Source organism: Chitinophaga rupis, assembly GCF_900109685.1.
Classification (GTDB): Bacteria; Bacteroidota; Bacteroidia; order Chitinophagales; family Chitinophagaceae; genus Chitinophaga; species Chitinophaga rupis.
This window is the reverse complement of the sequence record NZ_FOBB01000001.1, coordinates 879,436-892,465: the sequence shown is the minus strand read 5'-3', so window position 1 is coordinate 892,465 and position 13,030 is coordinate 879,436. Positions and strand designations below refer to the sequence as shown.

Below are 13,030 nucleotides of genomic sequence, written 5' to 3'. Positions count from 1 at the left end.
CCTATAAACCAGTAAACTAAAAGCAAATATGTCGCTCATTGTCGTAGGTTCTATGGCGTTTGATGAAATAGAAACGCCCTTCGGAAAATCAGGACGGATCATTGGTGGTTCTGCAACTTTTATTGCGTGGACCGCATCCAATTTCGTACAGCCCATTAACCAGGTGTCTGTTGTCGGTGGCGATTTTCCGCAGGCTGACCTGAATGCCCTGGCTGCCAAAGGCGTGGCGTTGGAAGGGGTACAGATCAAAAAAGACCGCCCTTCCTTTTACTGGTCCGGTAAGTACCATATGGATATGAACACCCGCGATACCTTGGTAACAGAACTGAACGTACTGGGTGATTTTGACCCGGTGATCCCGGAAAGCTACCAGGGCAGTGAGTTCCTGGTGCTGGGTAACCTGTCGCCCCAGGTACAGATAAGCGTTATTAACCAGCTGAGAGAGCGTCCCAAGCTGATTGTGCTGGATACCATGAACTTCTGGATGGAAGTAGCCCTGGACGATCTGAAGAAAGTGCTGACCATGGTAGATGTGCTGATGATCAACGATGGCGAAGCCCGGCAGCTGAGTGGCGAATACTCCCTGGTTAAAGCCGCCAGGAAGATCCTGACCATGGGCCCCCGTTATTTAATTATTAAGAAAGGGGAGCACGGTGCGCTGCTGTTCCATGAGAACCATGTATTTTTTGCACCTGCCCTACCGCTGGAAGATGTATTTGACCCCACCGGTGCAGGCGATACCTTTGCCGGCGGTTTTATAGGCCACCTGGCAAAAACCAAGGATATTTCTTTTGAGAACATGAAAACGGCCATCATTGTAGGTTCCGCAATGGCCTCTTTCTGTGTGGAGAAGTTTGGCACCAGCCGCCTGAAAGAAATTACCCACGAAGATATCAGCGCCCGTTTAGAGCAATTTGTAGAGCTGGTGAATTTTGATATTGATTTAGTTTAGCAGAAAGCATAAAGCCAAAAGCATAAAGGATAAAGCAAAAAGCTGAAAGCATCGGAGAAACCGCTCCGTGCTTTCAGCTTTTGTTTATTTAATAAAGCGGTTCTATACTCTGCCAGCCTTCAGCTTCAAGCTCATTTACCTGGAGTAGTTCTCCGGAGCTTTTAGCTTTATGCTTTCAGCTTAGTGGATAGTTCTCCACCAGCTTTATGCTTTCTGCTTTTTGCTTTCAGCTCACTTAAAAGTTGCATTCAACACTGCTGCCAGCCTTAATCCGCCTTTCAGCAGCTGCTGATTCAGATCGTCCAGAAACCAGTAATTATAGCGGTAGCTCAGCTTATCACCCTCTTTGGTTCTGGCATAGATCTTATCAGACAGTACATGTGATTCATACATCCAGTCGGCAATACTACCTCCCTGCAGCTTCTTTACGGTTGCATCGGGTGCTATGTCCAGGGCTTTGGCGTATTCTGTATAGCTTAGCTGCTGGAACTCTATCAGGTGCTCATCCCATATACGGTGCAGGTTAGTAGGCCGGTCAAACCAGAACACGCTCACTTTATTACCACCCTGGTCTTCATCGCGGCCTACATGCAGGGGTTGGTGCATATCGCCTATCAGGTGCACTAAAAAGCTAAGCGCAAATACTTTCTCCTCTTTGGTAGCGGTGGTGGATTTCAGCTGCTGTACCATGGCATTGGTTTCCACATACAGGTTTTCACCTTTGCCTGCAGGCAGCAGCGCATTAAACCGCTCCCGGGAAATATTTCCCGGAAAATCCATGTAGTGCCAGGGCGAAGTATGATCGTACTTATGCGTAGTATCAGACTTAATAAAGTCCGGCCAGTTGGCAATCATGGCCAAAGGCTGCCGGCCCAGCAGGGCTATAACGGCTTTGCGGGCCTGTGGGGTCAGGTGCTGCCAGGCAATTTCCGCCACCACACGGTGGCCGGTAGGGCCCCAGCCAAAGCTTGCCAGGGGTAACAACGGTAATAATAAACAGCTTAAAAGCAGGCGGTAAAGAATTGTTGAGCGCATAAACAAATTGTAAGCCTCAAATATGTAAAAATAACTCCGGATAACCAGCGCCGTTCATGTAACTGCATGCAGGGCACCGCCCCGGCAGCATCCCGCGCCTCTCCATCTGCACATTACCCTTTCTGCTTTTTATTGGCAAACATTAGCATATCAGCACATCAACATATTGGCTATACCTCTGCACCCTGTCCGGTTTTGTGGTTCACTATCTCCCACGGTCAGATACACCCACCTCCTCCGTAAGGTGGAACGCTACAAGTTTTGTAAATTTGATACATCCAATAACAATAAGCGCCATTACTAGATAACATGCCATTTAAGATACATGCACCATACGAGCCGGCTGGCGATCAGCCCGCCGCTATTAAACAGTTAACAGAAGGAATTAAAGAAGGGGCTCTTTTTCAAACCCTGCTGGGGGTTACCGGCTCCGGTAAAACATTTACCATGGCCAACGTGATCCAGAACGTGCAAAGGCCCACCCTGGTGCTCACCCATAACAAAACATTGGTGGCCCAGCTGTATGGCGAGTTCCGCCAGTTCTTCCCGGAAAATGCCGTAGAGTACTTTGTATCGTACTACGATTATTACCAGCCGGAAGCCTACATGCCTGTAAGCGATACCTATATAGAAAAAGACCTGTCCATTAACGAGGAGCTGGATAAGCTGCGCCTGCGCGCTACCTCCAACCTGCTCTCCGGCCGCCGGGATATAATTGTGGTAGCCAGCGTATCCTGTATATATGGTATGGGTAACCCTACGGAGCTGGAAAACGGTATCCTGCGTATTAACCAGGGCCAGACCATTAGCCGCAACGCCCTGCTGCATAACCTGGTAAACTCCCTGTACACCCGTACCACCGGCGATTTTACCCGGGGCTCCTTCCGGGTGCAGGGCGATACCGTGGATGTGAACCTGCCTTACGTGGATTACGGCTACCGGATCACCTTTTTTGGAGATGAGATTGAGCAGATAGAAAGTATTGATACCGCCAACGGCAAACGCATTATGCTCATGGACAATGCGGCCATTTTCCCGGCCAACCTGTACCTGGCGCCGAAGGATATGATGCAGCAGATCATTTTCGAGATCCAGGACGAGCTGCTGGCACAGGTAGAGTATTTCCGCTCCCAGGGTAAGCACCTGGAGGCGCAGCGCCTTTCCGAACGGGTGAACTACGACCTGGAAATGATCCGGGAGCTGGGTTACTGCAGCGGCATAGAAAACTATTCCCGCTTCCTGGACCGGCGTATGCCGGGTACCCGTCCCTTCTGCCTGCTGGATTACTTCCCGGACGATTTTCTGCTGGTGGTGGATGAGAGCCATCAGACCATTCCCCAGATCAGTGGTATGTATGGTGGCGACCGTTCCCGTAAGCTCACGCTGGTAGACTTTGGTTTCCGCCTGCCCTCGGCCATGGATAACCGCCCGCTGAACTTTTATGAGTTTGAGAGCCTGATACACCAGGTAGTATTTGTAAGCGCTACGCCGGGCGAGTATGAGCTGCAGCAAACAGAAGGTGTAGTGGTAGAGCAGGTAGTGCGCCCCACCGGCCTGCTGGATCCTCCTATAGAAATAAGGCCCAGCGTGAACCAGGTGGATGATCTGCTGGATGAAATAGACCGCCGGGTAACAAAAGGAGATCGTGTGCTGGTGACCACCCTCACCAAACGCATGGCTGAGGAAATGGATAAATACCTGGGACGTATTAATATTAAGTCCCGCTACATACACTCCGAAGTAGATACCCTGGAGCGCGTGGAAATTCTCCGCGACCTGCGCCTGGGTAAAATAGATGTGCTGGTAGGCGTAAACCTGCTGCGTGAGGGCCTGGATCTGCCGGAAGTATCCCTGGTAGCTATCCTGGATGCCGATAAGGAGGGCTTCTTACGTGATGAGCGCTCCCTGACCCAAACTGCCGGCCGTGCTGCCCGTAACGTGGATGGCCTGGTGATCTTTTATGCAGATAAGATCACGGATAGCATGCAGCGCACGATAGATGAAACCAACCGCCGCCGGGAAAAACAGGTGGCCTATAATATAAAACACGGCATTACACCTAAAACGGTACGTAAGTCTATTGAGCAGATCATGGGACAAACCTCTGTGCTGGAGATCAAGAATTATGATGAACACTCGCCTTATGCTGTGCACCAGGAGATGTCATTAGTGGCAGAGGATGCCATTACGTACGCAAAAGGCGAGGCTGCTAATGCTAAAACCATTCCGCAGCTTGAAAAAGCCATTACCCGGGTGAAGAAAGAGATGGAGAAAGCCGCCAAGGACCTGGATTTCATGGAAGCTGCCCGTCTTCGCGACCAGATGTTTGCCTTACAGCGGGAGCTGGAAGAAATGAAATAAAACAACCCTTAAAAGGGCCGGCTACCGGCCCTTTTAATATTACAAATAAGTACATGTGTTTTTCTAATGGCTATTTTGATTAGCATGTAACATATTTTCTATTATGCATACTTGCTTGATATGTATATTGTTATAGCGTTTCCTCTCATTTTACAGTAACAACCTGACTCCCAAGGTTAGAAAATTGTTAAATTCTACACCTGTTATTGCTTAATTAACTGTTTATCAGTGCCTTAACCTATTTTGATTACTTACGTATGCTACGTAAGTAATTGGTAAATCCACTATAATATTATGATAAAATGTAATGTGGTTGATTTCGGATCAATAATGCCGTTTTTTATTCAATCATTTCTATTTTTCTCGCTTTTGTTTGAGCGTTTAGAATAAATAAATACTTTTATTGGAGAAAATACCTAAAAACGAACGCTATGAAGAAAACTGCCTTTCAGGATTACATTCCCTTTATCGTCCTTGCCGCAATAGCAGTAATTGGCATCTTTGTGCCTACAGTGGCCACTTATGCTGATGCCAGCAAGTATAACTTTGGTGATATTGCCTGGATCTTAGTGGCTACCTCATTGGTGTTTTTAATGACACCAGGTTTATCCTTCTTCTACGGAGGCATGGTAAACCGCAAGAATGTGATCAATACCATGATGCAGAGCTTCATAGCCACCGGCTTAATAAGCGTATTATGGGTAGTGGTAGGGTTTAGCCTGTCTTTTGGCAAATCCTGGCACGGTTTGATCGGGGATCCTTCTACCTTCTTCTTCTTTAAAGGGGTAGGCTCCGGGGAGCCCTGGGCTGGTGCACCCACCATTCCGCTGCTGCTGTTTGCGCTGTTCCAGATGAAGTTTGCCATCATCACTCCCGCGCTGGTAGTAGGTGCCACAGCAGAAAGGATCCGTTTTACTTCTTACGTATTATTTATGGTGTTATTCAGCCTGCTGGTATACGCACCTATCGCCCACTGGACCTGGCATCCTGATGGCATCCTGTTTAAGCTGGGTGTACTGGATTTTGCCGGTGGTACCGTGGTACATATTTCTGCCGGTTGTGCGGCCCTTGCAGGCGCCATTGTGCTGAAACGCAGAAAAGATCATATAGAAAAGAAAGAGCTGCAGCCCGCCAATATTCCCTTTGTTTTAATGGGTACCGGTTTACTGTGGTTCGGCTGGTTTGGTTTTAACGCCGGTTCTGCGGTAGCCGCTAACGGCCTGGCAGTATCTGCTTTTGCTTCTACCAACACTGCTGCCGCTGCCGCTGGTTTGTCATGGTTGTTCTTTGATGTGATCCGCGGCCGCAAGCCCTCTGCTTTAGGTTTCTGCATAGGCGCTGTAGTTGGCCTGGTAGCCATTACGCCTGCCGCCGGTTATGTAGCCGTACCGCAAAGCGTGTTCATTGGTTTCATTGCCGCCATCGTTTCTAACCTGATGGTACACTATAAATCCAAAACCAGCATTGACGATACACTGGATGTATTCCCCTGCCACGGTATTGGTGGTATGACGGGTATGCTGCTCACCGGTATCTTTGCTACCAAAGCCATTAACGGCGCCGGTAACGACGGCTGGTTCTATGGTAACTTTGACCTGTTCAAGAACCAGGTATTAGGTTTACTGCTGGTAGTTGCTTACAGCTTCACAGTATCTTATGGCATCTTTAAGCTGATCAACTTCATCCACCCGCTGCGTGTAACTGACGAAGAAGAAACACTGGGCCTGGATGCCTCTCAGCACAACGAGCACTATCACCCTGCGCTGATGAGCGTGAACGGCATAGGCACACTCAAAGAAGAAGATATTTTACACTAATCAGAATATAACACTACTATTGAATTAATAATGAATAATTAATAATTAATCAGTACATCACAGTGAAGTATCCCAGTTAATTATTAATTATTCATTATTAATGATCCCCTCCTACACCCAAAGCAAGCAGCAAGCAAAGCAAGCAACACAATACTAGAAGAAAGGTAGCACGCTAGACGCATTTTCAACATTCATTTATTTAATTCTCTTCCACTAAATTTTTATCAACCAGTTTCATTTGCCATGAAGCCGGTATGATTGAAACAGCTCAGTCATGCCCGTTAAATTCCAATTGCCTGCAAAAAACAGGTACGGGGCTTTGTGTGCCTTTGAAAACGCAAAAACAAAAGGATGAAAAAAACTATCATGACCACCTTTGCTGCCTGCACTTTTTTTGCTGCGTTTGCCCAAACGGCAGATACTACAAAGCCGCAGGAATCCTTTAAGCTCTCCGGCTCTGCAGATGTGTACTACAAGTATAATTTCAACAGGAATGCAACGGATAACAAGACCAGCTTTACCAACTCGCAGAATTCTTTTGAGCTGGGAATGATCTCCCTGAAGGTGGAACATGGGTTTAAGAAAGGCAGCATAGTAGCCGATCTTGGTTTTGGCCGCCGTGCTGCAGAATTTTCCTATAACGATACGCTGAATAGTAAGAATGGAATGGCCATGGCCATTAAGCAATTATACGTGGGCTACCAGGTAACAGATAAAATAAAAGTAAGCCTGGGAAGCTTTGCCACGCATGTAGGTTATGAGCTGGTAGATGCTTACCTGAACCGCAACTACAGCATGAGCTATATGTTCAGTAACGGGCCATTCTTTAACACCGGCGTAAAAGCAGATTTTGCTATTACCCCTTACTTAAGCGCCATGGTTGGGGTGTTTAACCCAACAGATCTGAAGTCAGTAGATTTCAGCGATCATAAATATATAGGCGCACAGGTTGGCTTTACGCCGGTTAATACGCCCGCGAAAGTATACCTGAACTACCTGGAAGGTAAAGACACTGCCGGTGTACAAAACCACCAGCTGGATCTTGTAGCTACCTACCAGGTGAACTCCGTACTGGGCCTGGGTTATAACGGTACCTTCAGCACTTATAAGAATTCCCGGATGAAGAACGGGGAGGAAGGATCTCAAAGCGTGAAATGGTGGGGTTCTGCACTGTACGTAAATCTTGATTTTACCGAAACTTTTGGCTTAACATTACGGGGTGAATATTTTGAAGATAATGATGGCCTGAAAACCTTTGCCAGCGCGCTGAACGGAGGTCATATAATGGCAGGCACGCTTACATTCAACTACAAGGTAGGCAACCTTACCATTATGCCGGAGTTCCGGCTGGATAACGCCTCCGTTGATATTTTCAACAAACATTCCGGCGCCCCTACCGGCAGCACGGCTAATGTACTGGTAGCAGCCGCATACCACTTTTAATTACGAATTATCAATTACGAATTGGGTAGAGCGTTGTGCAACTGCAGCATGAAATATGTAATTTAAATTATTAAATATAATTTCCTGTTTTCCAGAAGCAGGCAATAAACACTTCACATTTCAGAATTGTTAATTCACAATAAATTATATCCGCGGCTCCATCCGCTGCATTCTAATTCGTAATTGATAATTCGTAATTTATATATTATGTCCGCGGCTCCATCCGCACTAATCCATTCGTAATTTGTAATTGAATAATTCGTATATAAAAAAAGGTCCATCGGACCTTTTTTTATATATTGTACGCCAAATTCACCGAGCATGTTGCAAGCCACCACGTTGAAATTTTTAAAGAACCTCGCTAAGAATAATAACAAGGAATGGTTTGATGAGCACAAACCGGAATACCAGGAAGCAAAATCAGATTACGATACCCTGGTACAGCAGCTGATTGACGGCCTTAGCCGCCAGGATGCGGAGGTGAGCGGCCTGCAGGTAAAGGATTGTACTTTTCGTATATACAAAGACGTTAGGTTCTCTAAAGACAAGACACCCTACAAAACAAATATGGGCGCTGCCTTTTCACCAGGTGGCCGCAAATCGCCCCGGCCAGGTTATTATTTTCACCTGGAGCCGGGCGGCAATAGTTTTGCCGGCGGCGGCATTTGGATGCCGGAAGCCCCGGTGCTGAAAAAGGTACGGCAGGAAATAGATTATAACTTCCCTGAATTTCAGCAGATCATCGGCAATAAGGAATTTATTAAGTACTTCGGTAAAATAGACGGAGAGGCCCTTAAAACAGCGCCACAGGGCTACCAGCCGGATAACCCTGCCATTGCCTATCTTAAGCTGAAAAGCTTTACCGTATGGCATAGCATGTCAGATGATGCCTGTACGCAACCAGCCCTGGTGCGTGAAATACTAAAAGTATTTGCAGTGATGCAGCCTTTTGTAAAATTTTTGGACCGGGCCGTGCATGAATAATGCCCGGATCTGTGCGCCATCTTGCAAAACGCGGCGCATCGGGAGGAAAAAGGAGAAAAGGCTCAACAGTCCTTTTCTCCTTATCAATTTCTTCTGTAATTCCCTTAAATTAATTCTTGTGTATCAAAAACTCAAACGGGCGGGCTTTACGGTTCTTTAATAAGTTTTCTTTGTCAGTGCGTGTGTGTGCAAATTTCTGGTTGTACACATTAGCCACTTCAATAATTGGAATGATGCCATCCAGCGTATCCTGCTGATCAACGATGTTCATAATACGGGATACCTGGGAAGAGAAGTTGCTGCTCCACTCTTCTGTGAATTTGTGCATCAATAAAAGCTCGCGATTGGTGTTGGTCTTCATAGGATTAAGGGTGTTTACAGATTAGACAAAATATACGATTGCTGCGTAGCACTCTCTCTTGTATTGGCATAAGTTGATAATTTTTCATAAGAAGCAAGTCGGCATAGGATTATGATACCAAAATCCAATTTTATACAGCAGTAATCAATACTACTTCCGTGTAATTTTTACGCTTGTACCGTTTTACCTTTACTAAAATTTAATCAAAAAGCTTCGTTATAATCCGGCGGCTTTCAATCACTTATACTCAAAAATCGTATATGCATTAGTGAAAGATACATATATGAGCAGTTGAGATGTATAATTGCCAGTTTAAATCATTTTTTGTGCGTGCAGGTATTCTGCGATCTGCACTGCATTTGTTGCAGCGCCTTTTCGCAGGTTATCCGCTACTATCCACATATTCAGCGTATTAGCCTGTGTTTCATCACGGCGTATACGGCCCACAAAAACTTCGTCTTTGTCATGCGCATCTTTAGGCATCGGGTACTGTTGTTTAGATGGCTCATCTACCACAATAACACCCGGTGTTGCTGCTAAAGTTTTACGTACTTCATTGAGTTCGAAGTCTTTCTCAAATTCAATATTCACTGATTCACTGTGTCCACCGATCACGGGTATACGAACCGTAGTAGCGGTAACGCGTATACGATCATCGCCCATGATCTTCTTGGTTTCATTCACCATCTTCATTTCTTCCTTGGTATACCCGTTATCCAGGAATACATCTATCTGCGGAATTACATTCAGATCAATGGGATATGCATAAGCCATTTCACCACTTATTCCTTTTCTTTCATTCATTAACTGGTTCACCGCTTTTACACCGGTACCGGTTACAGATTGATAGGTAGAAACTACTACCCGGTTAATTTTATATAGCTCATGCAAAGGGCTCAGCACCAACACCATTTGTATGGTAGAGCAATTGGGATTTGCGATGATCTTATCTTCAGTTGTTAAGGTTTTACCGTTTATTTCCGGCACTACCAGCTTTTTGCTGGGGTCCATTCTCCAGGCGCTGGAATTGTCGATCACCGTAATACCGGCGGCGGCAAATTTAGGCGCCCACTCCAGGGAGGTGCTGCCTCCGGCAGAGAACAGTGCTACATTGGGTTTCATGGAAATGGCCGTATCGGCAGTTACTACCTTATACTGCTTACCCTTGAATGTTACTTCCTTACCAACAGACTTCTCAGAAGCTACAGGAATGAGCTCTGTAACCGGGAAATTTCTTTCCGCTAACACTTGTAACATTTTAGAGCCTACCAGTCCGGTAGCGCCCACTACGGCAACTTTCATTGTGGGAATAATTTGGTTTTGCGATCATATGGACGAAGCCTGATAATATAACTGTATGGGCCTCAATATGATCAGAAAAAGAACAATTTTTGGAGGTGCAAAAATACTATCTTATTCTCTATATTCGCAGCTTAACCAACCAATTATTTTATTATGCGCACACTCAAATTTTGTGTGGCGCTGCTGTTGCTCTCCTCTCTCTCTCATAGTCAGATCATTGAACATTTTGATGCTTTACCATCTGTTCCCTGGAAGGGAATAGATACTGCCTGGCAGGTAAAAAATAGCCGGCTGCAAAGCAATTATCTGCAACCTAACAGCCGCTTTGGCCTGTGGGCCCCGGCCGGTATCGGGCTGCCCGCCAGCTGGGAATGGTGGATGCAGCTGGATTTCAACACCTCTTCCAATAATTATGTGGAGGTATACCTGCAGGCGGATAGCAGTAACTTACTCAGCACCACTTTAACGGGCTATTTTGTGCGGATAGGCGACAAAGATGACAAAGTATGCCTGTACCGTAAAACTGCCGGAAATGAGCCGGAAATGGTCATAAATGGCCGGAATGGAATTACCAACCATTCCACTACTACCCTGAAGCTAAAAGTGACCTGTGATGACAAGGGCACCTGGCATTTGTGGACAGATACTACGGGCACCGGCCAGTATTATATACTGGAAGGCGCCGCTGCCCCGGCCCCGTTAAATGCCAGCACTTGTTTCGGCATCGTGGTGCGGCAATCCACCTCCAGCTTTTTCCAGAAACATTTCTTTGATGAGGTGCAGGTAATGCGGTTCGTGAAAGATACCCTGCCACCGGTGGTCAGTTCGGTAACTGTGCTCAATGACCGGGAGCTGCTGCTACGGTTCTCAGAACCGGTAGACAGCACCGCAGCCCTGCTGGCCAGCCATTACCAGGCAGGGAGCATGGGTAACCCCACATCTGTACAACAAACACCAGATGGAATGCACTTGTTTTTTAATACGCCATTTCCAAACGGCGATACGGTACTATTACAGGTAACCGGTATTGCCGACCTGGCCGGAAACCTAATGCAGACGGCTTCTATCCCATGTTTGTATTATCAGCCCTCCCGCTATGAGGTAATAATTCATGAAATATTTCCCGATCCGGAGCCTCCAATGGGTTCTGAATTGCCGGAATTCGTAGAGATCCGGAATACAGGGCCCCATCCGGTACAATTAAAGGACTGGCGTTTTGCCTCCAACAGCGGGCAGGTGCTGCTGCCTTTTTATGAGCTGCAGCCGGATAACCTGCTGGTATTATCCAAAAAAGTACTGCCGGGAAGTAATAGTTTAGTGCTAAATGATTTTCCGGCCCTGGGCAATGAGGATGATACGTTGATCCTGTGTAATGCTGCAGGCAGCGTAATGCATGCAGTGGCCTATAACAAAAGCTGGTATGCCGATGCAAAAAAAGAGAACGGCGGCTGGAGCCTGGAAATGATCTCGCCTGCTGCGCCCTGCAATGGCAGCATTAACTGGAAAGCAGCTACTGCTGCTACCGGCAGCACACCGGGGTATCCAAATTCCGTAGCAGCGTCCGTGACTGATACCGCTTTCACGGACCTGTTACGCGCTTACGTAATTGATAGCCTGCACCTGGCGCTGTATTTCAGCAAAACACTGGATAGTATGCTGGCAGCTACCCCGGCCCATTACCAGCTAACGCCAGCAGTAGCAGCAGCTAATGTGTTGGCGCCCTTATTTAATACAGTGCAGCTGCAGCTTTCCGCGCCCCTGCAGCCGGAAGGTATTTATACACTTAGGGTAAAGGATCTTACCGGTTGCACCGGGCAGCCCATGGGCCGTGACAGTGCTATACTGGCCCTGCCCACGGTAGCGGATAGTGGTACCATCGTGATCAATGAGCTGCTCTTTGATCCTAAACCCACCGCCCCGGAGTTTGTGGAGCTCTATAACCGCAGCAGCCGCGCTATTGATGTGCAGCAGCTCTACATTGCCATGATAGACCGGGATGGACAGCCTGGCGCGCCGGTGGCTGTAAGCGCTACATCCCGCCTGCTGTTACCAGGGCAATACCTGGCCCTTACCCGCAATGCCGATGCGCTGTGCCGGAACTATACCTGCAAGGCCTGGGAAAATTTGCTGGAGGTTAATAACCTGCCGGCTTTTCCCAATGAAGGCGGTACTATTGGATTATATAATACAGCCAATGGGTTGGTAGATGTTTTCTCTTACACACCGGATATGCAGCTCTCCCTGGCCACTAATACCAAAGGCGTGTCATTGGAGCGCCTGAGCGCTGCGCAGCCAACCGGCGATATAAGCAACTGGCACCCTGCCGCTACTACGGCCGGCGATGCTACGCCGGGTTACCTGAATTCCCAGCAGCTTAACCTGAAACAGGCAGCAGGGGAGGTAAGCCTGCAGCCACAGGTATTTTCGCCGGATAATGATGGGATGGATGACCTGACAGTGATCACCTGCCAGCTGCCGGAAGTTGGTTATATAGGCAACATCACTATATTTGATGCGCAGGGCCGGCCGGTACGGCAGCTGTTGCAAAACGGGGTGTTGGGTAACCAGAACAATATTATCTGGGACGGGCTGGGAGAGAATAAACAGCAATTACCGGTTGGCATTTATATTGCATTTACTGAGGTTTTTGACCTGCAGGGACGCGTAAAACGCTGGAAACTCCCTGTGGTAGTGGCCCGGCGGTTAAACTAAAAATCTGTAAATCACCGGGTAACCATCTTAAATTAATTATTTATATTTGCGCTCCTAAAAATT

Annotated in this window: 9 protein-coding genes; 6 read left to right on the top strand and 3 right to left on the bottom strand. The window is 47.2% G+C overall.

The genetic code is table 11. The annotated features are described in order from the left end of the window. Nucleotides 1–28 precede the first annotated feature (28 nt). A complete protein-coding gene (locus BMZ54_RS03505) occupies nt 29–952 on the top strand; it encodes a PfkB family carbohydrate kinase (protein ID WP_089906753.1) in 924 nt (307 codons plus the stop codon). Between the two features lie 231 nt (nt 953–1,183). On the opposite strand, the gene BMZ54_RS03500 is transcribed toward BMZ54_RS03505, so the two are convergent. Further along, nucleotides 1,184–1,987, bottom strand: coding sequence for a S1/P1 nuclease (locus BMZ54_RS03500; protein ID WP_089906752.1), 804 nt, complete (start codon nt 1,985–1,987; stop codon nt 1,184–1,186). Between the two features lie 309 nt (nt 1,988–2,296). On the opposite strand from BMZ54_RS03500, the gene uvrB reads away from it, so the two are divergent. The 4 genes from uvrB (at nt 2,297) to BMZ54_RS03475 (ending at nt 8,592) form a co-directional block, all read left to right on the top strand. Beyond that, complete coding sequence (gene uvrB / locus BMZ54_RS03495) at nt 2,297–4,348, top strand: excinuclease ABC subunit UvrB (RefSeq protein WP_089906751.1); 2,052 nt, start codon at nt 2,297–2,299, stop codon at nt 4,346–4,348. A 431-nt stretch (nt 4,349–4,779) separates the two neighbouring features. Continuing rightward, nucleotides 4,780–6,165 (top strand): ammonium transporter, encoded by a 1,386-nt coding sequence (locus BMZ54_RS03490; RefSeq protein ID WP_089906750.1) that lies wholly within the window; start codon nt 4,780–4,782, stop codon nt 6,163–6,165. Between the two features lie 351 nt (nt 6,166–6,516). After that, nucleotides 6,517–7,608 carry a porin gene (locus tag BMZ54_RS03485; protein ID WP_089906749.1) on the top strand — a complete coding sequence of 364 codons (1,092 nt, stop codon included), beginning with the start codon at nt 6,517–6,519 and terminating at the stop codon, nt 7,606–7,608. Nucleotides 7,609–7,929: 321 nt separating this feature from the next. Next, on the top strand, nt 7,930–8,592 hold the full coding sequence (locus BMZ54_RS03475; RefSeq protein ID WP_089906747.1) for a DUF2461 domain-containing protein: 663 nt from the start codon (nt 7,930–7,932) through the stop codon (nt 8,590–8,592). Between the two features lie 109 nt (nt 8,593–8,701). On the opposite strand, the gene BMZ54_RS03470 is transcribed toward BMZ54_RS03475, so the two are convergent. Then, nucleotides 8,702–8,953, bottom strand: coding sequence for a hypothetical protein (locus BMZ54_RS03470; RefSeq protein ID WP_089906746.1), 252 nt, complete (start codon nt 8,951–8,953; stop codon nt 8,702–8,704). Between the two features lie 312 nt (nt 8,954–9,265). Further along, a complete protein-coding gene (locus BMZ54_RS03465; RefSeq protein ID WP_089906745.1) occupies nt 9,266–10,255 on the bottom strand; it encodes an aspartate-semialdehyde dehydrogenase in 990 nt (329 codons plus the stop codon). Nucleotides 10,256–10,408: 153 nt separating this feature from the next. On the opposite strand from BMZ54_RS03465, the gene BMZ54_RS03460 reads away from it, so the two are divergent. Next, nucleotides 10,409–12,967 carry a lamin tail domain-containing protein gene (locus BMZ54_RS03460; protein WP_089906744.1) on the top strand — a complete coding sequence of 853 codons (2,559 nt, stop codon included), beginning with the start codon at nt 10,409–10,411 and terminating at the stop codon, nt 12,965–12,967. The last annotated feature ends 63 nt before the right edge of the window (nt 12,968–13,030 follow it).